This window comes from Microbacterium sp. SWDP-B6 (assembly GCF_059803615.1).
Map to the genome: position 1 here is coordinate 119,273 of NZ_JAPFGV010000009.1, position 18,913 is coordinate 138,185.

Sequence of the window (18,913 nt, forward strand, 5' to 3'; positions counted from 1 at the left end):
ATGGCTGAATCTCTTCCTGCTCTCGCGTTCCTCGGTGCCGGTTCCATGGGCGGCGCGATCCTGCGAGGGGTCGTCGCATCCGGCATCCCCGTCGACGGAGGCATCACCGCGACGAACCGCACGCCCGAGAAGGCGGCGGCCTTCGCCGACCTCGACGGCGTCACGAGCATCGCGCTCTCCGAGACGCCGGACGGCAACGCGCGGGCGGTTCAGTCGGCGCGTGTCGTCCTGGTCGGGGTGAAGCCGGCGATGGTCCCCGATCTGCTGCGCGAGATCGCTCCCTCCCTGCCCGAAGACGCGATCGTGGTGAGTCTCGCGGCCGGGGTCACCCTGCAGACCTTCGCCGACAACCTCGGCGCCGATGTCCGTGTCATCCGCTCGATGCCGAACACGCCGTCGACCGTCGGCAAGGGCGTCACCGGCCTCGCCGCGGGGGCGGCCGCATCCGCCGACGACCTCGCCCTCGTGCACCGCCTCTTCGCGACCGTGGGCGCTGTCGTCGAGGTTCCCGAGTCGCAGATCGACGCGCTGTCGACGATCTCGGGTTCGGGCCCCGCCTACGTCTACCTGCTCATCGAGGAGCTCACGAAGGCCGCCGTCGGCATGGGGTTCAGCGAGAGCGACGCGCGAGTCATGGTGGAGCAGACCTTCATCGGTGCGACCGCGCTGCTCGACGCGTCCGGGGAGGAGCCGTCTGAGCTCCGTCGCAGGGTCACGAGTCCGAAGGGCACCACCGAGCGGGCCGTCGCCGTGCTGCAGGACGCGCACCTCGACCGGACGTTCGCGCAGGCCGCCGACGCGGCGCTGGCGCGGGCGAAGGAACTCGCCGCAGGAGGATGACATGCAGCTGCGGTTCTCGGGAGAGATCTGGTTCTGGCGCGGACCGGCGCCGTTCCACTTCGTCACCGTGCCGCCGGCCGAGAGCGAGATGATCGGCGAGATCGCCGGCGTCGTCACCTACGGGTGGGGGATGATCCCCGCATCCGTGACGATCGGACGCACGACCGTGACCACGGCGCTGTGGCCGAAGGACGGCGGGTACATCGTGCCGATCAAGAAGGCGCTGCAGGATCGGGAGGGCATCGGCATCGACGACGTCGTCGAGATCACGCTCGACATCGACGCCTGAACCCGCGGGGCTGCCGCTCAGCGGTCGAGCGCGGCGAAGCGCTCGATGTCGCTGTTGGTGCCCGAGACGATGATGAGGTCGTGGTTGGTGACGATCGTGTTCGCCTCGGCGTAGCGGAACGGCTTGCCCGGACTCTTCACGCCGACGACGGTGACCTTGTACTTGCTGCGCACGCCGGATTCGTTCAGACCCACGCCGCGGATGAACTTCGGCGGGTACATCTTCGCCAGCACGAAGTCGTCGTCGAAGCGGATGAAGTCGAGCATCCGGCCGGAGACGAGGTGAGCGACGCGCTCGCCGGCTTCGCGCTCGGGGTAGATGACGTGGTTGGCACCCACGCGGGCGAGGATCTTGCCGTGGGACTGCGAAACGGCCTTCGCCCAGATCTGCGGCACCTTGAGGTCGACGAGGTTCGCGGTGATCAACACGGATGCTTCGATCGACGAGCCGACGGCGACGACGGCGACCTGGAAGTCCTGCGCGCCGATCTGACGCAGGGCGTCGATGTTCTTGGCGTCGGCCTGCACCGTGTGCGTGACGCGGTCGGACCACTTCTGCACGAGCTCCAGATTGCCGTCGATCGCGAGCACCTCGCGGTCGAGTCGGTCGAGCTCGCCGGCGCACGCGGCGCCGAAGCGGCCCAGGCCGATGACGAGTACGGGAGCGTCGCCCCGGAGCACTTCAACCAACGATCGGCCTTTCCACGGGCAGCGAATAATACTGCGATCGCGACGTCGCGGCGACTGCCGCGGCGAGAGTCACTGTACCAACGCGCCCCATGAAGATGGTGGTCGCCAGCACGTACGAGGCGGAATCGGGGAGCTCGGCGGTGAGACCTGTCGAGAGGCCGACGGTGCCGAACGCCGAGATCACGTCGAACAGCACATGACTGATGTCGGCCTTGGTGATCTGGGCGATGATGATCGTCGACAGCGCGACGATCGTGGCTCCCCAGGCGACGACGCTGAGCGCCACACGCTGCACGTCGCTGGGGATGCGGCGGCCGAAGACCTCGACCGACTGGCGCCCCTTCGCCTCCGACCACACGGCGATGGCGAGCACGGCGAGAGTGGTGACCTTGATTCCTCCGGCGGTGGATGCCGAACCGCCGCCGACGAACATCAGCATGCTCGCGGCCAGCAGCGACGAGCCGTTCAGGTCGTCCATCTCGATCACGTTGAAACCGCCCGAACGGGTCATCGCCGAGAGGAAGAAGGCTTGGAACGTCGTGTCTGCGGCATCCATCGAGCCGAACGTCTTCGGGTTCGCGTACTCGAGGATCAGGAATACCGCGGCACCCAACACGAACAGGAGCACGGTGGTGACGAGGGTGAGTTTGGTGTGCAGCGACCACTTCTTCACGTGCCACACGTGCTTGGCCAGGGTGTAGATCACGGGGAAGCCGATGCTCCCGAGGAAGACGCCCACCATCAGCAGCGACAGCACGAGGTAGTCGTCGGCGAAGACGGCCACGCCGCCGTCGTTGGGAGCGAACCCGGTGTTCGTGAATGCCATGGCGGCGAAGTACGGCGCTTCCCACAGGGCGGCGATCGGGTCGACCTCCGCCAGGACCAGCGCGGGGTAGAGGAGGATCGCGAGGACGCCCTCGATGATGAGCGACGACACCGCGACGGTGCGCAGGAGCTGACCGACCTCGCCCAGCCGCACGGTCTGGCTCTCGTTCACGACGCCGCCGTGGGCTCGCAGCGGGTTCGTGTCTCCGGCGGCCATGAGCTTGGCCCGCAGCCCGAGGCGCTTCGAGATGACCAGGCCCATCAGCGACGCCAGGGTGAGCACGCCGAGTCCGCCGATGTTCACGCCGATGAAGATCAGCACGTGCCCGAACGGAGACCAGTGGTTCGCCATGTCGACGGTGGCGAGGCCCGTGACGCAGATGGTCGACACAGCCGTGAACAGCGCATCCGCCAGCGGCGTGACCGTGCGCGATGCCGACGCGATCGGCAGCGACAGCAGCACCGTGAAGACGAGGATGAGCATCGCGAAGATGACGATCGCGAAGCGCGAGGGCGACGAGGTGACGATGTGCTTGCCCCAGGAGGCGGCGTTCTCAAGACGCTGTCGAGGTGACGACGCCGAAGCGATGCCCGACATCGAGTCCCCCTTCGCTTCCCCTCGCCGCGCACCGCGGCTGCACGACGCCGATCGCCGAGCCTTCGTCATGGTACTCCGTGCCGGGGACGACTACCCTGATCACATGACGGACATCTTCGACGTGATCGCAGACGGTACGAGGCGCGACATCCTCCAGCTTCTCCTGCGACGCACCACCGAAGGGGACGCCGGCACGAGCGTGAGCCATATCGTCGCCGAGCTCGGCATCAGCCAGCCCACCGTCTCGAAGCACCTCAAGGTGCTCCGCGAGGCTGAACTGGTCAGCGTGCGCGAAGACGGCCAGCGCCGCTTCTACAGCCTCGCCGTCGAGCCGCTGGAGGTCGTCGACGACTGGCTCGTCCCGTTCCTCATGGACGCATACGGCGACGATGCGCCGGACATCGACTACCCCGGACTGCCGCTTCCCGACGGAGCCGCGCACGCGGCCGAGGTCGTCGGTCGTGCCGCCGCGTCGGCGAGGCACGTCGTCACCACCGCGCTCAAGCGCCTCGGCGGCTGACGCCCCCGGACGCACTTCGCCCCCGTTGACAGCGGGGGGTCTGTCTTCGGGGGCGTGGCCGCGGGCCCCAGCCCGCGCGACTCGGACGGTGCCATCGTGAGTCGTGCATTCAGCATCCCAGTGCAGTCTGAACGGTTGCGGCACACGTCCTATGTCTCCGCTGTGACCCGCATGCTCCGCTCGTGAGGGGCGCCGAGTCAGGAGACCCCGAACGGCGAGAACCAACAGGTCTCGCCGACCGTGTCTCGCGCTTGCCATGATGTGAGCATGACGACAGCTTCGCCCTCGTACCGAGCGCACTTCGACTTCACGATCTCGTTCGCCAATGGCGGGGGGATGACGGGAGAAGGCTTCCGTCTCGACCTTCCCGGTCCCGACATCGACTCCGATGCGATCGGAGCGCTGCTGGTGCGGCATCTCGGGCTCACTCTCGTGAGCGCCGTCGAGCTGCAGCGGCTCCGCATCGTGGAAGAGGCGCACCGTGGCAGCCGAGGCGTCGAGGGGAGCGCTCCGTCACCACGGGTCATCGACCTCAGCCACACGATCGAAGCGGGGCTCGTGACCTACCCCGGCCTCCCTGCCCCCACGATCACTCCGCACCTCACGCGCGAGGACTCCCGCTCGAAGTACGCGCAGGGCACGGAGTTCGCGATGGACATCATCACGATGATCGGCAACACGGGCACCTACCTCGACTCGCCCTTCCACCGATATGAGGACGGCGGGGACCTGGCCTCGCTCGAGCTCTGCTCCCTCGTCGGGCTACGCGCCGAGGTCTTCCATCTGCACGACGCGTGGAGCGCCGAGCGCCGGGGGATCGACGCTGTGACGCTCGCGGACCGTGAGCTCGGAGGCGCCGCGGTGCTGCTCGACACCGGGTGGAGTGAGCACTTCGGCACTCCGGAGTATGGCCGCGGGGCACCGTTCCTCACCGAAGAAGGAGCGCGGTTCCTGGCCGACGCCGGGGTCGCACTCGTCGGCATCGATTCGCTCAACATCGACGACACGGAGAGCGGCGGCGAGCGGCCGGCTCACAGCATCCTGCTGGCCGCCGGCATCCATGTGGTCGAGCACCTGACCCGCCTGTCCGAGGTGCCCGCCCGTGGTGCGCGGTTCACGGCGGCTCCTCCGGCCGTGCGTGGATTCGGGACGTTCCCGGTGCGTGCCTTCGCCACGGTCGGGGATGCTCACTGATCACACAGGCCACATGGGTTTACACGCGTCCCAGATTCCCCCTAGAGTGTGCACAAATCGAGAAAGGGGTACGTGGGATGCCCGAGGTTCCAGATGTCCGGTTCCTTACGGTGGCTGAGGTCGCCGAACTGATGCGCGTGTCGAAGATGACCGTCTATCGAATGGTGCACGCTGGGGAGCTGCCAGCCATTCGCTTCGGTCGCAGTTTCCGGGTTCCGGAATCCGCGGTGGCCGATGCTCTGCAGCGACCGATAGCCGACGTCGGCTGACGCTCTCCGCTCGGTCAGGTGAGCGCGTGCAGCGAGAGCTTCACTGTTTGCTAGACTGATCCGAGGCATTTTTTCCGTGCCCGTACCCGGGTGTCCGTCACCGACGACACCCAGCCACTGACTTAGTGAGGTTTCCGTGGGTTCTGTCATCAAGAAGCGCCGCAAGCGCATGGCGAAGAAGAAGCACCGCAAGCTGCTTCGTAAGACTCGCCACCAGCGTCGCAACAAGAAGTAAGCGACCAGACACGAGCGCCTGTCTCCGGACGGGCGCTTTGTGTCTCTACCCCCCGGTTTCCCACTCGTCGCAGGAGCATGCCATGAAGTCGATCACCGTCACCGAACTCGCCGAGCGTTCGAACACTCCGCTCATCGATGTCCGCGAGGTCGATGAGTACGCCGCCGGACACGTCCCCGGGGCGGTCAACATCCCCATGTCCGAGATCGGCAACCGACTCGAAGAGCTTCCGGCGGAGTCGTTCGACGTCATCTGCCAGGCCGGCGGACGGTCGGCGCGCGTCGTCGAGGCGCTCGAATCCCGCGGGTACGACGCGACCAACGTCGAGGGCGGAACGGGCGAGTGGATCGCTCAGGGCCGCGAGGTCGAGGTGCCGTCGGCGTGACCACGCTGACCCTCATCGGCAAGCCCGACTGCCACCTGTGCGACGTCGCTTCCGAGATCATCGACTCCGTCGTCGCCGAGCTCCCTGACGCGGCTGCCGAGCGGATCGAGATCGTCGAGGCGTCTATCAAGGATGACCCCGCGCTCTACGAGCTGTGGTGGGAGAAGATCCCGGTCGTCCTCATCGACGGAGAGCTGCACGCGCACTGGCGCCTGTCGGCAGACCGACTGCGCGATGCTCTCGAAGCCGCTGTGCAGCATGACGCACTGAAGAAGGAAGCGCGATGATCCGTCACGTCGTCACCTGGAAGCTCGCCGCAGAGGACGCGGCGACGCGCTCCGAACAGGCCTCCGAGGTCGCCCGCAGGCTGAACGCACTCGACGGTGTCGTGCCGCAGCTTCGCTCGATCTCCGCGGGCGCGAACATCGCATATCCGGACGCGAACTGGGACGTCACGCTCGTCGCGGACGTCGATTCCATCGAGGCCCTGGAGGAGTACCAGGTGCACCCCGCTCATGAAGAGGTCGTGGCATACGTGCGCTCGGTGGTCGCGTCGCGCGTGGCTGTCGACTTCGAGGTCTGAGCCGCCGGACCGCAGCTGCCGATCCGACGGGAGCAGGCGGAGTCATGGGCGAGATCATCTGGCACGACGTGATCGTCGTGTGGGCGCGGCCCTCGGACCTGCGGGGGTTCACCGAGATCGATGCCGCCGCGATGGGGCAGGGGCAGGTCGACCGCCTCCGCCAGCTGAGTGGCAGCCGCGCTCAGGGCTTCCTGGCGGGGAGGGCGCTGATCCGCGCGCTCGTGCGCAGGATCCGAGGCTCCGACGAGGTCCTGCTCTCCAGTCGCTGCGACAGATGCGGAGCCGACCACGGCCGACCGCGCTCGGCCGGCGTGTCGCTCAGCGTGAGCCACGCGGAGGATCTTGTCGTGGTCGCGGCGACAGCGGGGTCCATCCTGCTGGGCGTGGATGTCGAGGATGAGGCGGCGGCCGGACGCCTCCACGGAATGGGGTCGATGTTCCCCGACGGCGCCGCCCCCGATCTCGCGGCGTGGACGCGCATCGAAGCAGCCGTGAAGGCGGATGGTCGAGGCTTTGAGATCGACCCGTCGGAGGTGCTCCTGCATCCGAGCGCCGATGACGCGGACCCGTGCGCGTGGTCAGCAGTGCTTCCCGGGCGTGCGAGTCCTTTGGAGATCGCGACGCTCGTCGGGCCCCCCGGATTCGTGCTGAGCGTCGCCGTCGGCTGATCCTCCACCGTCAGCTCGGCGTCACCGTCAGCGCGGCGTCAGCGTCAGCGCCGGGGCCGCGCAGCAGGAAGGGCGGGCAGCGGGAGCTCGTCGATCCAGGTCCGCACAAGCGCGCGCGCCTGGCCGTCGGCGATCTCGTCGACCAGCCCGAGGAAGTCGTCACTCGTCACCGCGAGCCCGGCGAAGCGCGACGTCCACTCCCGCGTCAGAGTGAAGAACCGCTCATCGCCGATCGTCAGACGCAGAGCATGCAGGGTGAGTGCGCCGCGCTTGTACACGCGGTCGTCGAACATGTCGGTGGGGCCGGGATCCGAGAGCACGAGATCCTGGGGGAGGATGCGGAGGCTGGCGTGATGCGACCGGGCCTTCGCATGGGCGGTGGGGCCTCCCGCGGCCTCCGACCACAGCCACTCCGAGTAGCACGCGTATCCCTCATTCAGCCAGATGTCCTGCCAGCGGGCGACGCCGACGCTGTTGCCGAACCACTGGTGTGCGAGCTCGTGCGCGATCAGCCGCTCGCTGCCACCCGACCCGTCGACGTGGTTCGCGCCGAAGATCGCCATGCCCTGCGCCTCGAGCGGGATCTCGAGGACGTCCGGGGTGACGACGATCTTGTAGGACTCGTAGGGGTACGGGCCGAAGGCCTCGACGAACGTCTCCATCATCTGCGGCAGCGCGGCGAAGTCGGAGCGCACCCGGGGCGCGAGCGCCCGGGGGTGGAACAGGCGCCCCGGCGTCGCGCCGAGCTCGACCCTGTCGTCGTCGTACTGACCGAGCTGCACGGTCATCAGATACGTCGCCGTCGGCACCGGCTGGTCGAAGGTCCAGCGCGTGCGACCCCGCTGCGTCGACCGGGTGGCTGCGCCGCCGCTCACGACGGTGTACTCGGGGTCGGCCGTGAACTCCAGACGATAGGTCGCCTTGTCCGACGGGATGTCGTTGCAGGGGAACCAGGTCGGGGCGCCCGTGGGCTGCGACGCGACCAGCACGCCGTCTTCCAGCTCTTCCCAGCCGAGGAGTCCCCACCGGGTGCGTCGGGGCGAGGGGGCCCCCGAGTACTCGATCGTGACGGTGAGTTCCTGCCCGCTTTCGCGCTCGCCGCCGAAGGCCACCTTGAGTCGCCGGTCGTCCTGACGGAACGAGGCGGCTCGGTCGCCGCTCACCCGCACCTTCGTGGCCTTGAGCCCGACGAGATCGAAGGACACGTGCTTGGCCGTCTCCTGCATCCGCAGCCGGATCGTGGCGATGCCCGCGAGCCGATTCGTGGTCACCCGATAGTCGATGGCGAGGTCGTAGTGCAGCACCCCGTAGCGTCGATCGCCGCTGTGCGGGGTGTAGGGGTCGACGTTCATGCGTCCGACGCCTGGTAGGAGCGCACCTTGACCGCGCGCCAGGGGCCGATGGGATTTCCGCTCCATCGGCTGCCCACGGGCACGAACTCCCCGCGCATCACGAGCGACGCAGGGCCGACCGTCGCATCCGCCCCGATCGTCGCCGCGGGGAGGATCACGCTGTGCGGCCCGAGGGTCGCACCGTTCTCCAGGGTCACTGCGTCGATGCTCATCACTCGATCATGGAACAGATGCGTCTGAACCACACATCCGCGGTTCACCGTGGCGCCGTCGCCGAGCGTCACGAGATCCGGTTCGGGCAGCCAGTAGCTGTCGGTCCACACCCCTCGACCGATCTTGGCTCCGAGCGTGCGCAGCCAGATGGCGAGGGCGGGGGTGCCGGATGCCGCGTTCGCGAACCAGGGGGCGGCGACCATCTCGGTGAAGGTGTCAGACACCTCGGTGCGCCAGACGAAGCTCGACCAGAGCGGATGCTCTCCCGCGCGAATCGGCCCGACAATGATCCATTTCGCCGCTGTCGTGACGAGGGCGGCGATCGCGCCGGCGGCGAGCATGACGGCGCTCGAGAGCACGACTGCCCATCCGAGCCCCCACGCCTCGACCACGGCGGCGAGCGTGAGCATCACGGCCAGTCCGATCGTGCACGTCACCAACACCGGGATGATGCGGCCCAGCTCCCAGAGCGCTCGCGCCACCCGCAGACCGGTGCGGGGGCGGTAGGTGCGCTCGAGGTCGGAGTCGTTGACGACACGACGCAGTCGAGCGGCGGGCGAGCCCAACCACGACGATCCGGCCTTCGCCTTGGGCGGCGCGACGGACAGCACGGCCACCAGGCCGTCTCGGGGCACATTGTGCCCACCGGCCGCCATGCCGGAGTTGCCGAGGAAGGCGCGCTTGCCGATCCGCGCCGTGCCCAGGCGCATCCACCCGCCCTGCAGCTCGTAGGTCGCGACCATGGTGTCGTCGGCGAGGAACGCGCCGTCGGCGATCGTCGTGAGCTTCGGGATGAGCAGCACGGTCGACGCCTCGACATCGCGACCGACGTCGGCGCCGAGGGCACGCAGCCAGAACGGGGTGAAGCTGCTGGAGTACAGCGGGAAGAGGAAGGTGCGAGCAGAATCGAGAAGGCGTTCGGTCGTCCACGCCTGCCACGCGACGCGAGAGCGCACCGGGTACACGCCTTCGCCGAGACCCACCCCGAGCACGCGCACGAGAACCAGCACGAGGGCGGCGAAGACCACGCCCGAGAGAAGCACAGCAGGAACGAGCAGCGCCAGGATGCCGGGAACGGTGGCAGTGAGGGAGTCTGCTCCTCGGATGCCGAGCGCCACCACCCACGCCCCGGTCGCCAGAGAGATGACCGGCAGGATGCCGAGGAACGCCGAGGACGCGGCGTAGGCCCACAGCCAACGGGTGCGGCTCGGCGGGCGACCGGCTGCGAACGGCTTCGAGACGCCGCCGACGCGGGCCGCCGGGGATCCGGCCCAGCGCTGCCCCGACCGCACGCGGCCGAACACGGCTGAACCGGGTGCGATCTCGGCGCCGCGGCCGATCTTCGTGCCGGGGGCGAGGGTGCTTCGTGCGCCGATCGTCGAGTCGGCGCCGATGCGGATGCCGCCGATGCGCACGGTGTCGCCGTCGATCCAGTACCCGGTGAGGTCGACCTCGGGCTCGATCGAGGCGCCGGACCCGATGTCGAGCATGCCCGTGATCGGGGGCACCGTGTGCAGATCGACGTCCTTGTGGATGCGCGCGCCGAGCGCCCTGGCGTAGTACACGACCCAGGGCGCGCCTGCGAGTCCCACCGGGTCGACCTGCTGCGCGATCTGCTCGGCGAGCCACAGGCGCAGGTGCACGCCGCCGCCCCGCGGGTAGTCGCCGGGCCGGAGTCCCGCGAGCAGCAGGCGGGCGGCGACCGCGGCGATCGTCATCTTGCCCAGCGGGGTCACGAAGACCACCAGGCCGACGATGATCGTCCACACCGGGACGGCGGGAAGGAACTCGAATCCGGGTGACAGGCGCAGGATCCAGCTCGCGGTGAGCAGGAAGAGCAGCCAGCGGATGCCGGTGAACACGAACAGCGGCAACCCGGCGATGGTCTGCACCCACTGCATCCGCCGCGGTGTGGGTGTCTGCTGGCTGAAGACCCGTTCCGCGGTGTCCTCATCGTCGGCCTCTTCGTCGACGGCATCGGCCATCTGACGCAGTCTCGGCAGGTCGTAGACGTCGGTCATCGTGAACTCGGGTGCGCGGGTGCGCAGGCGCGAGACCAGCTGGGCGGCGGCGAGCGAGCCTCCGCCCAGCTGGAAGAAGTCGGCGTCCTCATCGCTCGGGCGGATGCCGAGCACGGCGAACCACTGCTCGGCGAGCCACGCGGCGGTTCCGGAGAGCGAGGATTCGCCCGCGTCGCCGGAATCGAGGGGCCACGGAAGAGCCGCCTTGTCGACCTTGCCCGACGTGCGTACGGGCAGATCATCGACGATCGCGAGCAGCGGGATCAGGGGAGCCGGCAGCATCTCGGCGAGCTCGCCGCGCGCCACCTGCCGGTCGAATCCGTCGTCGGGAACCACATAGCCGACGAGGATCGGCATGCCGGCATCGCTCTTCTGCACGACCACGGTCGCCGCCGAGACCGAGCTCAGCCCCTGCAGCGCCGCCTCGACCTCGCCGAGCTCGATGCGGCGACCGCCGATCTTGACCTGGTCGTCGGCACGGCCCTGGAAGATCAGGCCCTCGGGCTCGACGCGCACGACGTCGCCGGAGCGATAGGCGCGGTCCCAGCCGAGCGTCGGCATCGGGGCGTACTTCTCGGCGTCCTTGACCGGGTCGAGGTAGCGGGCGAGGCCGACGCCGCCGATGATCAGCTCGCCCGCTTCGCCGTCGGCGACGCGCTGACCTTCTGCGTCGACCACGGCCAGCGACCAGCCGTCCAGAGGCAGGCCGATGCGCACGGGGCCGGTGCCGTCCATGAGAGAAGCGCAGGCGACGACGGTGGCCTCGGTCGGGCCGTACGTGTTCCAGATCTCGCGTCCATCGGATGCCAGTCGGGCGACCAGTTCTGGTGGGCAGGCCTCGCCTCCGAAGATCAGCAGGCGCACGTTCTCGATCGCATCCTGGGGCCACAGGGCTGCGAGCGTGGGAACCGTCGAGACGACGGTGATCCCGTGCCCGAGCAGCCAGGGGCCCAGATCCTCGCCCGACCTGACCAGCGCCCTCGGCGCCGGAACGAGGCATGCGCCGTGGCCCCAGGCGAGCCACATCTCTTCGCAGGATGCGTCGAACGCGACCGAGAGGCCCGCGAGCACGCGGTCGCCGGGGCCCAGTGGGGCATCCTGCAGGAACAGGCGTGCCTCGGCGTCGACGAAGGCCGCTGCGGAACGGTGTGAGACGGCGACGCCCTTGGGAACCCCCGTCGAGCCGGAGGTGAAGATGATCCAGGCATCGTCGTCGACGGTGGGCGGGGTGACGACGGGCACTGCCGACGTGCTCGGGTGGGGTGCCGCGCTGGAGAACAGCTGCCTCGCATCAGCGGTGTCCGCGGGGAGGTATCCCGCATCGGTGATGATGCCGACGATGCGCGCCTCACGGAAGACGAGATCGGCCCGCTCCTGGGGGTCGTCCGCGTCGACCGGGACGTATGCCGCGCCGGCCGCCATCGCGCCGAGGATCGCGATGTAGAGGTCACGGCGACCCGACGTCATCCTGATGCCGACGCGATCGCCCTGACTCACGCCCTGCTCTCGCAGCACGGCGGCCGTGCGCCACACCTGCGCCAGCAGTTCCGCGTAGCTCACCGCGCCGTCGGCGTCCTCGACCGCTGACGCGTCGGGATACTGCTCGGTGGTGTCGCGGAGGATGTCGATCAGTGTGCGGGGGAGTGGCGCCTCGGCAGCGCGGTCGAGCGCCTCCTGCACGTCAGTTCGCAAGGAGGTCGAGCAGCGCGGCCTTCGACAGTCGCGAGTATCCGGTGCGGCCCTCGGCACGGGCACGGGCCCGGAGCTCGACGACAGTGAGATCGCTCAGCTCGGACTCCGGGGCTGACGACGGTGCGGCGGACTTCGGCGTCGCGGTCCTCGCGGTGGCCGTCCTCTTCGCCGGACGAGCGGCAGCCGTCGCCGTGGTCGTGGAGGGGACCGCGGGAGCAGGGGCGACCTTCGTCGTCGATGGCGTCACTGCGGTCGCCGGCTTCGCTGCCTTCGGTGCGACCGGGGCTGTCTTCGCCTCGGTGGTCGTCACTGCGAGCGACGAGGGAGCGTCGGACGTCGTGGCGTCGGCCTTCTTCGAGGGCGAGGTGTTCTTCGTCTCGGACTTCTTCGCGTCGGACTTCTTCGCGCCGCCCTTCTTCGCGCCGGGCTTCTTCGTCTCGGGCTTCTTCGTCTCGGCTTTCTCAGCGACCGACTTCTTCGCCTCGGACTTCTTCTCGTCCTTCTTGTCGGACTTCTTCTTGTCGCCCTTCTTCGTGTCGGCCTTCTTCGGCGCCTGCAGGCGCGCGGCGGCCTCCTGAAGTCGCTCGGTGGCGGCGGTGGCCGACTTCGCGACCTTCTTGGGCCGGTCGGCGATCTTCTTCTTCGAGGCGTTCGCCGCGTCCTTCGCGTCCTCGACGAGAGGCTTGAGCTTCTTGGCCGCCTTCTTCGGAAGGGTCTTGATCAGCTTCTTCGCATCCTTCGCGGCATCCTTGGCGGCATCGAGTGCTGCCTCGGCATTCCGGTGGGCTGGGCTCTTCTTGGCCATGGTCGATCCTCCTGTGCGACCCGAGCGCGTCCGCCCGGGAGTTGGCACAGAGGATACTCAGGCAAGGTGAACAATCGGTGCCGCGCCGGTCCCGGGCCATGTCATATCCCGTCACACTTGCAACACAAATGTGATCCGCGGAAGGCGGCTGGCGACCGGTCGGGCCCGGTGGTGCATGTTTAGATGTTCTCCTACCCGTCCGTGGGCACTCACACCCTCGTCGTTCAGGAGCTGACATGCGCCGTCGCAACATCATCGCCGGGATCGCGCTCGCCGCGACCGCCACTCTCGCCCTCGCCGGCTGTGCGACGGGCAGCGGAGACGCAGGCTCGGGAGAGCCGGCGGCCGGCGACGAGTACGGCCTCATCGAGGCGGGCACGCTGACGGTCTGCTCCGACATCCCCTACGCTCCGTTCGAGTTCGAGGGCGGCGACAACGGCACCGGCTACACCGGCTTCGACATCGACCTGCTCGATGCGATCGCCAAGGAGCTCGACCTCGAGCTCGCGGTGCAGGACGTCGGATTCGACGCTCTGCAGTCGGGCACGACCCTCGCCGCAGGCCAGTGCGACGTCGGCGCCTCGGCGATGACCATCACCGACGAGCGCAAGGCGAACATCGACTTCTCCGAGCCGTACTACGAGTCGCTGCAGTCGCTGCTCGTGCGCACCGACTCGGGCATCGAGTCGATCGACGACCTCTCGGGCAAGAACGTCGGTGTGCAGCAGGGCACGACCGGTGAGGCGTACGCGACCGAGAACGCCGAGGGCGCGCAGCTCGTGCAGTACCCGTCCGACGGCGAGCTGTGGCCCGCCATGCAGGCCGGTCAGATCGACGCGATCCTGCAGGACCAGCCGGTGAACCTCGAGCACGAGAAGGCCGACAGCGCCTACAAGATCGTCGAGGAGTACGAGACCGGCGAGTCCTACGGCTTCGCATACGCCAAGGGCGAGAAGGACGCGCTGCGCGAGGCGATCGACGGTGCGCTGCAGGATCTGCGCGACAGCGGCGACTACCAGACGATCTACGACACCTACTTCACCGCGAAGTAATCGGCGAGCGACGTAGGACAGGGAGACCTTGACAATGGCGTTGAGGCGCACCACGAAGAGCAAGCTCTACCGGTACACCGTCTATGCGGTGCTGATCGCGGTCGTCGTCTGGCTGATCGTCAGCACCGACTGGGCACGCATCGCGCAGCTGTACTTCAACCCCGAGGTCGCGGCGAAGATGCTCCCGGGCATCATCACCACGGCACTCGTCAACACGCTGTGGTTCACCGCCGTCGCGTTCGCCGGTGGTCTGCTGCTCGGCATCGTGCTGGCGCTGCTCAAGCTGTCGAGCATCGGGCCCTTCCGGTGGATCGCGACGGCGTGGATCGAGCTGTTCCGCGGGCTTCCCGCGATCCTCACGATCTTCGCCATCGCGTTCATCCTGCCGATCGGACTCGGCGTGCCGGGCACGAAGCTGGGTGGACCGGTGGTGCTCGGGTTGATCGGTCTGATCCTCGTGGCGTCGGCCTACATGGCCGAGACCATCCGGGCGGGTATCCAGGCGGTGCCGAAGGGGCAGACCGAGGCCGCCCGCTCGCTCGGCATGTCGCCCATGAAGACGACGTTCTGGATCGTGGTGCCGCAGGGGTTCCGCATCATCATCCCGCCGCTGACCAACGAGTTCGTGCTGCTGCTGAAGGACACCTCGCTGCTCTTCGTCGCCGGCTCCTTCATCTGGTCGAAGGAACTCACGAACTTCGCGCGTGACGCGAGCACGCAGAACGCCAACGGAACGCCGTTGATCATGGCGGCGGCGCTCTACCTGATCGTGACGATCCCCCTCACGCGCTTCAGCGCGTACCTGGAACGAAGGATGTCGAGGCAGCGATGATCACCGATCTGATTGACGTCCACGCGCCGGCGATCGACCTGCAAGGGCTCGTGAAGAGCTTCGGCGACAACGAGGTGCTCAAGGGCATCGACCTCACCGTCACCGCCGGCGAGGTCGTCTGCATCATCGGCCCGTCGGGTTCCGGAAAGTCGACGCTTCTGCGCTCGGTGAACCTGCTCGAGGAGCCGACCGGGGGCAAGGTGCTCATCGAGGGCATCGACATCACCGATCCCGACGTCGACATCGACCGCGTGCGCACGCGCATCGGCATGGTGTTCCAGAGCTTCAACCTCTTCCCCCACCTCGACGTGATGGGCAACCTCATGATCGCGCAGCAGCGCGTGAAGAAGCGGTCGAAGGCCGAGGCTGAGCGGGTCGCGAAGGAGATGCTCGGACGCGTCGGCCTCTCCGAGAAGGCTGACGCCTTTCCCGGACACCTCTCGGGCGGTCAGCAGCAGCGCGTCGCCATCGCGCGCGCGCTGTGCATGAACCCCGACATGATGCTGTTCGACGAGCCGACGTCGGCGCTCGACCCGGAGCTCGTCGGCGAGGTGCTGCAGGTGATGCGCTCACTCGCGGATGAGGGAATGACGATGCTCGTCGTCACGCACGAGATGGGCTTCGCCCGCGAGGTCGGGTCGCGACTGATCTTCATGGACGGCGGACACATCGTCGAAGAGGGCGACCCGCGCGAGGTGCTCGCCAACCCGCAGCATCCGCGTACGCAGGACTTCCTGGCCCGCGTGCTCTGATCGTCTGACGCTTCACACACAGAGACCCCCTCCTGCGGAAACAGCAGGAGGGGGTCGCTGTGTGTGACGCGTGAACTCCGAAGTCAGTCGACGTCGACGACTTCTGCGCCCGGGGCGTTGGTCTTCACCGACTCGATCCCGTTCTTTGCGGCGGCCTTCGTGGTGTAGCTTTCGCTGGTCGCGATGACTTCTCCGTTTCCGGCTTTGAGGCGGAACCTGTACCCACCTGAGCGGTCGGCGTACAGCTCGAACTTGCCTGCCATGAGGCGTCCTTTCTCTGTCGTGTCGGAGGGGCGGCGCCCCTCGGGATCACGGTATCCCGGAGTACTGGCCCAGGGATAGAGCGCGATTCAGCCGCGCGGATGCACGGCCACGGGCTCGGGCGCGACGGCGATCCGCACACGATCTCCGAACGCCGGATGGATGCCGGGGGCGTGCTGCAGACGCACCAGCTCGCCCGATTCGGTGCGGACGAGCGTGCGGCGCATGCTGCCCAGGAACGTGCTCTCCTGCACGAGCGCATCGGTCGCGGCATCCGCCTCGGACGCGAAGTGCACGTTCTCCGGGCGCAGGTAGACGTCGACCGGTCCGTCGGCCGGAGCCTGCAGCGGCAGCTTCTGTCCCCACACCACGACGTGGTCGCCCTCGGCGACGCCCGAGACGACACTCGAGAGACCGACGAAGGCGGCGACACCTGCGGTCGACGGCGTCGTGTACAGCTGCTCGGGGGTGCCGATCTGCTCGATGGTCCCTGCGTTCATCACGGCGATCCGGTCGGAGACCGCCAGCGCCTCCTCCTGGTCGTGCGTCACGAAGACGGTGGTGATGCCGAGCCGCAGCTGGATGCGGCGGATCTCGTCACGCAGCTGCACGCGCACCTTCGCGTCGAGGGCCGACAGCGGCTCGTCGAGCAGCAGCACCTTCGGCTCGGTCACGAGTGCACGGGCCAGCGCCACGCGCTGCTGCTGGCCACCGGAGAGCTGATGCGGAAAGCGGTCGGCGAAGTCGGCGAGCCCCACCAGGGCCAGGGCGTCGAGAGCACGCTTCGAGGCCTCTGCCTTGCCGAGTCCACGGCGGCGCAATCCGAACGCCGTGTTCTCCGCGACGCGCAGATGCGGGAACAGCGAATAGGACTGGAAGACCATGCCGATGTCGCGCTTGTTCGTCGGGACGCGGGAGACGTCGCTCCCGCCGAGAAGCACCGCGCCGCTGTCGAGACCTTCGAGCCCCGCGAGCACCCGCAGCAGCGTGGTCTTGCCGCAGCCCGACGGACCGAGCAGCGAGACGAACTCGCCGGGAGCGATGTCGAGGTCGACTCCGTGCAGCACCGTGTTGCCCGAGTAGCTCTTCACGATGCTCTGCAGCTGCACACGCGTGCCCTCGCCGGCCTCGGCGAGGAGCATGTTGTCGGCGGTCTGGGGGAGGGTCATGAGCGGGCCTTTCCGTTGCCGCGCGCGACGCGGCCGATGAGGAGGAGCAGGAGGAAGACGAACAGCAGCGCCAGCAGGGTGAAGATGGCCGGTGCGTACGGGTCCTGCTTCTGGACGACGACCATGGCCGTCTGGAACACCTGGCGGTTGAGGAGCGACGCGATCGTGAACTCGCCGAGCACGACGGCGATCGAGATGAGCGACGCCGCGAGCAGCCCCTGGCGCAGGTTCGGCGCGAGCACGGTGAGAACGACGGTCGGCCAGCTCGCACCGAGTGATCGGGCGGCCTCGGCGAGGGTGCGCAGGTCGGCGGCGTCGATGGAGGCCTGGATCGAGCGATAGGCGAACGGCAGCACGGTGATGCCGTAGGCGAAGGCCAGCGTCCAGGTGCCCGTGCCGAGAGCGCGTCCGATCTGCAGGTAGATCGGCGCGAGCCCGACGACCAGCACGATCGCGGGAATCGAGATCGGCAGCAGCACCGCGAACTCGAACACCGGCTTGAGCTTCGCGAAGCGCAGGTTGACCAGGATCATCGTCGGCGCGAGCAGGAGGAGCACGATCGCGACCGTCACCACGGCCAGGATCAGCGAGTTGCCGAGCCCCATCCAGATCGGCTTGATGGCCGCAGACTTCGCAGGGTCGAACAGCGCGAACCAGCGCTCGAGGCCGAGGGTGCCGTCGGTCTGACGCAGCGTGTAGAGGAACGTGGAGATCAGCGGGATGGCGAAGAAGGCGCCGACGGCGATGCCGATGATCCAGCGGGTCGCGAGAGAGGGGCCGAGACGGTTCATGACTGCCACCTCGCGGCTCGTCGCTGGATGATCGAGTACAGGCCCATGACGACTCCGACGATCACGATCATGCCGAGCGCGAGTGCGCCGGCCAGGTTCTCGCGGCCGAGCACGGTCTCGCTGGTGAGCGCGGCCCGGATCTGCAGCGGGACGATCTGCGCGCCCTGGCTGGCGAGTGCTGCGGCCGTGGCGTAGGACGAGAAGGCGTTCGCGAACAGCAGCAGAAGGCTCGCGAGAAACGAGGGCGCCAGCACCGGGATGCCGATGCGCAGCCAGAAGCTCGAGCGTGTGCCGCCGAGCGTGAGGTTCGCCTCGGCCCACTGCGGCTTGAGTGCGGCGAGGGCGGGCATGAACGTGATCACCATGAGGGGGATCTGGAAGTAGATGTACGGCAGGATCAGGCCGGGGAGCTCGTAGAGCCAGGTGCCGTTCGCGAAGATGTCGACGCCGAGGTCGTCCTTGAGGAAGAGCGTGACGACGCCCTGGATGCCGATCGTCGCGATGAAGGCGAACGCGAGCATCACGCCACCGAACTGGGCCAGCACACCGGCCGCGGCATCCACGGTCGAGCGCACGGCGCCGTCGGGGTTCATGCCGAGCAGGGCGTAGCAGACGAGGGCTCCGAGGATCGCGCCGACCAGGGCCGTGAGCAGCGAGAGCCCGGCCGAGTTCGCGAACGTCGTGAGGACCACGGGATCGCCGAGGGCCGAGACGTTCGACCAGGTGAACGAGCCGTCCTCCGTGAAGAAACCCGAGCCGATCGCGAGGATCGTCGGAACGGCGAGGAAGAGCAGCACATAGGCGGTGAAGGGCACGAGACCGAGCCAGGCCGCGGACGGCGCCGAGCGCCGGGCCCCCGAGACGACGGGCCCGGCGCC

22 protein-coding genes are annotated in these 18,913 nt (G+C 68.3%); 13 read left to right on the forward strand and 9 right to left on the reverse strand.

Going from position 1 to position 18,913, the window contains the following annotated elements; genetic code table 11:
- Positions 1-840, forward strand: a complete 840-nt coding sequence (gene proC, locus OPU70_RS12820) for a pyrroline-5-carboxylate reductase (RefSeq protein ID WP_079112304.1) — start codon at positions 1-3, stop codon at positions 838-840.
- Position 841: 1 nt separating this feature from the next.
- On the forward strand, positions 842-1,129 hold the full coding sequence (locus OPU70_RS12825) for a DUF1905 domain-containing protein (protein ID WP_079112305.1): 288 nt from the start codon (positions 842-844) through the stop codon (positions 1,127-1,129).
- Positions 1,130-1,146: 17 nt separating this feature from the next.
- On the opposite strand, the gene OPU70_RS12830 is transcribed toward OPU70_RS12825, so the two are convergent.
- Positions 1,147-1,818 (reverse strand): potassium channel family protein, encoded by a 672-nt coding sequence (locus OPU70_RS12830; RefSeq protein ID WP_042538973.1) that lies wholly within the window; start codon positions 1,816-1,818, stop codon positions 1,147-1,149.
- Positions 1,811-3,241, reverse strand: a complete 1,431-nt coding sequence (locus tag OPU70_RS12835) for a TrkH family potassium uptake protein (RefSeq protein WP_042539422.1) — start codon at positions 3,239-3,241, stop codon at positions 1,811-1,813. Before OPU70_RS12835 ends, OPU70_RS12830 begins: the two co-directional genes overlap by 8 nt.
- A gap of 103 nt (positions 3,242-3,344) precedes the next feature.
- Between OPU70_RS12835 and OPU70_RS12840 the strand changes: the two genes are divergently transcribed.
- The 8 genes from OPU70_RS12840 to OPU70_RS12875 all read left to right on the forward strand — a co-directional run bounded on the left by OPU70_RS12840 (position 3,345) and on the right by OPU70_RS12875 (position 7,095).
- Positions 3,345-3,761, forward strand: coding sequence for an ArsR/SmtB family transcription factor (locus tag OPU70_RS12840; protein WP_042539424.1), 417 nt, complete (start codon positions 3,345-3,347; stop codon positions 3,759-3,761).
- Between the two features lie 267 nt (positions 3,762-4,028).
- The gene (locus OPU70_RS12845; protein WP_498557957.1) at positions 4,029-4,955 is read left to right on the forward strand and encodes a cyclase family protein; all 927 of its coding nucleotides are present in this window, start codon (positions 4,029-4,031) and stop codon (positions 4,953-4,955) included.
- A 77-nt stretch (positions 4,956-5,032) separates the two neighbouring features.
- Positions 5,033-5,224 carry a helix-turn-helix domain-containing protein gene (locus OPU70_RS12850; RefSeq protein ID WP_042538977.1) on the forward strand — a complete coding sequence of 64 codons (192 nt, stop codon included), beginning with the start codon at positions 5,033-5,035 and terminating at the stop codon, positions 5,222-5,224.
- Between the two features lie 136 nt (positions 5,225-5,360).
- A complete protein-coding gene (locus OPU70_RS12855) occupies positions 5,361-5,459 on the forward strand; it encodes a 30S ribosomal protein bS22 (RefSeq protein ID WP_003792170.1) in 99 nt (32 codons plus the stop codon).
- 82 nt (positions 5,460-5,541) lie between these two features.
- Positions 5,542-5,844, forward strand: coding sequence for a rhodanese-like domain-containing protein (locus OPU70_RS12860; protein WP_042538979.1), 303 nt, complete (start codon positions 5,542-5,544; stop codon positions 5,842-5,844).
- A complete protein-coding gene (locus tag OPU70_RS12865; RefSeq protein ID WP_042538981.1) occupies positions 5,841-6,131 on the forward strand; it encodes a glutaredoxin family protein in 291 nt (96 codons plus the stop codon). Before OPU70_RS12860 ends, OPU70_RS12865 begins: the two co-directional genes overlap by 4 nt.
- Positions 6,128-6,427 carry a Dabb family protein gene (locus OPU70_RS12870; RefSeq protein WP_309686253.1) on the forward strand — a complete coding sequence of 100 codons (300 nt, stop codon included), beginning with the start codon at positions 6,128-6,130 and terminating at the stop codon, positions 6,425-6,427. The genes OPU70_RS12865 and OPU70_RS12870 overlap by 4 nt, the downstream gene beginning before the upstream one ends.
- A 44-nt stretch (positions 6,428-6,471) precedes the next feature.
- Positions 6,472-7,095, forward strand: coding sequence for a 4'-phosphopantetheinyl transferase family protein (locus tag OPU70_RS12875; RefSeq protein ID WP_498557958.1), 624 nt, complete (start codon positions 6,472-6,474; stop codon positions 7,093-7,095).
- 44 nt (positions 7,096-7,139) lie between these two features.
- Here OPU70_RS12875 and OPU70_RS12880 read toward each other — a convergent pair whose 3' ends face one another.
- Genes OPU70_RS12880 through OPU70_RS12890 form a run of 3 tightly spaced genes read right to left on the reverse strand, consistent with a single transcriptional unit; the run spans position 7,140 to position 13,178 of the window.
- The gene (locus OPU70_RS12880) at positions 7,140-8,447 is read right to left on the reverse strand and encodes a M1 family metallopeptidase (RefSeq protein ID WP_079112309.1); all 1,308 of its coding nucleotides are present in this window, start codon (positions 8,445-8,447) and stop codon (positions 7,140-7,142) included.
- Complete coding sequence (locus OPU70_RS12885) at positions 8,444-12,373, reverse strand: Pls/PosA family non-ribosomal peptide synthetase (RefSeq protein WP_498557959.1); 3,930 nt, start codon at positions 12,371-12,373, stop codon at positions 8,444-8,446. The genes OPU70_RS12880 and OPU70_RS12885 overlap by 4 nt, the downstream gene beginning before the upstream one ends.
- On the reverse strand, positions 12,363-13,178 hold the full coding sequence (locus OPU70_RS12890; protein ID WP_498557960.1) for a hypothetical protein: 816 nt from the start codon (positions 13,176-13,178) through the stop codon (positions 12,363-12,365). Before OPU70_RS12890 ends, OPU70_RS12885 begins: the two co-directional genes overlap by 11 nt.
- A 236-nt stretch (positions 13,179-13,414) precedes the next feature.
- Here OPU70_RS12890 and OPU70_RS12895 point away from each other — a divergent pair, with 236 nt between their 5' ends.
- From OPU70_RS12895 to OPU70_RS12905, 3 genes are read left to right on the forward strand one after another with little or no spacing between them, the layout of a single operon-like run.
- Entirely contained in the window at positions 13,415-14,230 is an 816-nt protein-coding gene (locus tag OPU70_RS12895; RefSeq protein ID WP_056375690.1) for a transporter substrate-binding domain-containing protein, read from the forward strand.
- Between the two features lie 34 nt (positions 14,231-14,264).
- The gene (locus OPU70_RS12900; protein ID WP_056375691.1) at positions 14,265-15,062 is read left to right on the forward strand and encodes an amino acid ABC transporter permease; all 798 of its coding nucleotides are present in this window, start codon (positions 14,265-14,267) and stop codon (positions 15,060-15,062) included.
- Complete coding sequence (locus OPU70_RS12905; protein WP_042538994.1) at positions 15,059-15,814, forward strand: amino acid ABC transporter ATP-binding protein; 756 nt, start codon at positions 15,059-15,061, stop codon at positions 15,812-15,814. Before OPU70_RS12900 ends, OPU70_RS12905 begins: the two co-directional genes overlap by 4 nt.
- An 83-nt stretch (positions 15,815-15,897) precedes the next feature.
- Here OPU70_RS12905 and OPU70_RS12910 read toward each other — a convergent pair whose 3' ends face one another.
- The 4 genes from OPU70_RS12910 to OPU70_RS12925 all read right to left on the reverse strand — a co-directional run.
- Entirely contained in the window at positions 15,898-16,077 is a 180-nt protein-coding gene (locus OPU70_RS12910; protein WP_042538996.1) for a YegP family protein, read from the reverse strand.
- Between the two features lie 87 nt (positions 16,078-16,164).
- Complete coding sequence (locus OPU70_RS12915) at positions 16,165-17,244, reverse strand: ABC transporter ATP-binding protein (RefSeq protein WP_455904338.1); 1,080 nt, start codon at positions 17,242-17,244, stop codon at positions 16,165-16,167.
- Positions 17,241-18,035: an ABC transporter permease gene (locus OPU70_RS12920; RefSeq protein ID WP_042539000.1), complete on the reverse strand. Its 795-nt coding sequence runs from the start codon at positions 18,033-18,035 to the stop codon at positions 17,241-17,243. The genes OPU70_RS12915 and OPU70_RS12920 overlap by 4 nt, the downstream gene beginning before the upstream one ends.
- Positions 18,032-18,913 (reverse strand): ABC transporter permease (locus tag OPU70_RS12925; protein WP_498557961.1); only part of this gene is annotated, 882 nt, incomplete at its 5' end. The genes OPU70_RS12925 and OPU70_RS12920, both read right to left, overlap by 4 nt.

Bases quoted from the DNA above. Each gene is read 5' to 3' on its own strand.
- OPU70_RS12850 (WP_042538977.1), top strand. From the start codon at position 5,033: ATGCCCGAGGTTCCAGATGTCCGGTTCCTTACGGTGGCTGAGGTCGCC.
- OPU70_RS12900 (WP_056375691.1), top strand. From the start codon at position 14,265: ATGGCGTTGAGGCGCACCACGAAGAGCAAGCTCTACCGGTACACCGTC.
- OPU70_RS12920 (WP_042539000.1), bottom strand. From the start codon at position 18,035: ATGAACCGTCTCGGCCCCTCTCTCGCGACCCGCTGGATCATCGGCATC.
- OPU70_RS12910 (WP_042538996.1), bottom strand. From the start codon at position 16,077: ATGGCAGGCAAGTTCGAGCTGTACGCCGACCGCTCAGGTGGGTACAGG.
- OPU70_RS12875 (WP_498557958.1), top strand. From the start codon at position 6,472: ATGGGCGAGATCATCTGGCACGACGTGATCGTCGTGTGGGCGCGGCCC.
- OPU70_RS12860 (WP_042538979.1), top strand. From the start codon at position 5,542: ATGAAGTCGATCACCGTCACCGAACTCGCCGAGCGTTCGAACACTCCG.
- OPU70_RS12825 (WP_079112305.1), top strand. From the start codon at position 842: ATGCAGCTGCGGTTCTCGGGAGAGATCTGGTTCTGGCGCGGACCGGCG.
- proC (WP_079112304.1), top strand. From the start codon at position 1: ATGGCTGAATCTCTTCCTGCTCTCGCGTTCCTCGGTGCCGGTTCCATG.
- OPU70_RS12890 (WP_498557960.1), bottom strand. From the start codon at position 13,178: ATGGCCAAGAAGAGCCCAGCCCACCGGAATGCCGAGGCAGCACTCGAT.
- OPU70_RS12895 (WP_056375690.1), top strand. From the start codon at position 13,415: ATGCGCCGTCGCAACATCATCGCCGGGATCGCGCTCGCCGCGACCGCC.
- OPU70_RS12880 (WP_079112309.1), bottom strand. From the start codon at position 8,447: ATGAACGTCGACCCCTACACCCCGCACAGCGGCGATCGACGCTACGGG.
- OPU70_RS12905 (WP_042538994.1), top strand. From the start codon at position 15,059: ATGATCACCGATCTGATTGACGTCCACGCGCCGGCGATCGACCTGCAA.
- OPU70_RS12870 (WP_309686253.1), top strand. From the start codon at position 6,128: ATGATCCGTCACGTCGTCACCTGGAAGCTCGCCGCAGAGGACGCGGCG.
- OPU70_RS12915 (WP_455904338.1), bottom strand. From the start codon at position 17,244: ATGACCCTCCCCCAGACCGCCGACAACATGCTCCTCGCCGAGGCCGGC.
- OPU70_RS12845 (WP_498557957.1), top strand. From the start codon at position 4,029: ATGACGACAGCTTCGCCCTCGTACCGAGCGCACTTCGACTTCACGATC.
- OPU70_RS12840 (WP_042539424.1), top strand. From the start codon at position 3,345: ATGACGGACATCTTCGACGTGATCGCAGACGGTACGAGGCGCGACATC.
- OPU70_RS12835 (WP_042539422.1), bottom strand. From the start codon at position 3,241: ATGTCGGGCATCGCTTCGGCGTCGTCACCTCGACAGCGTCTTGAGAAC.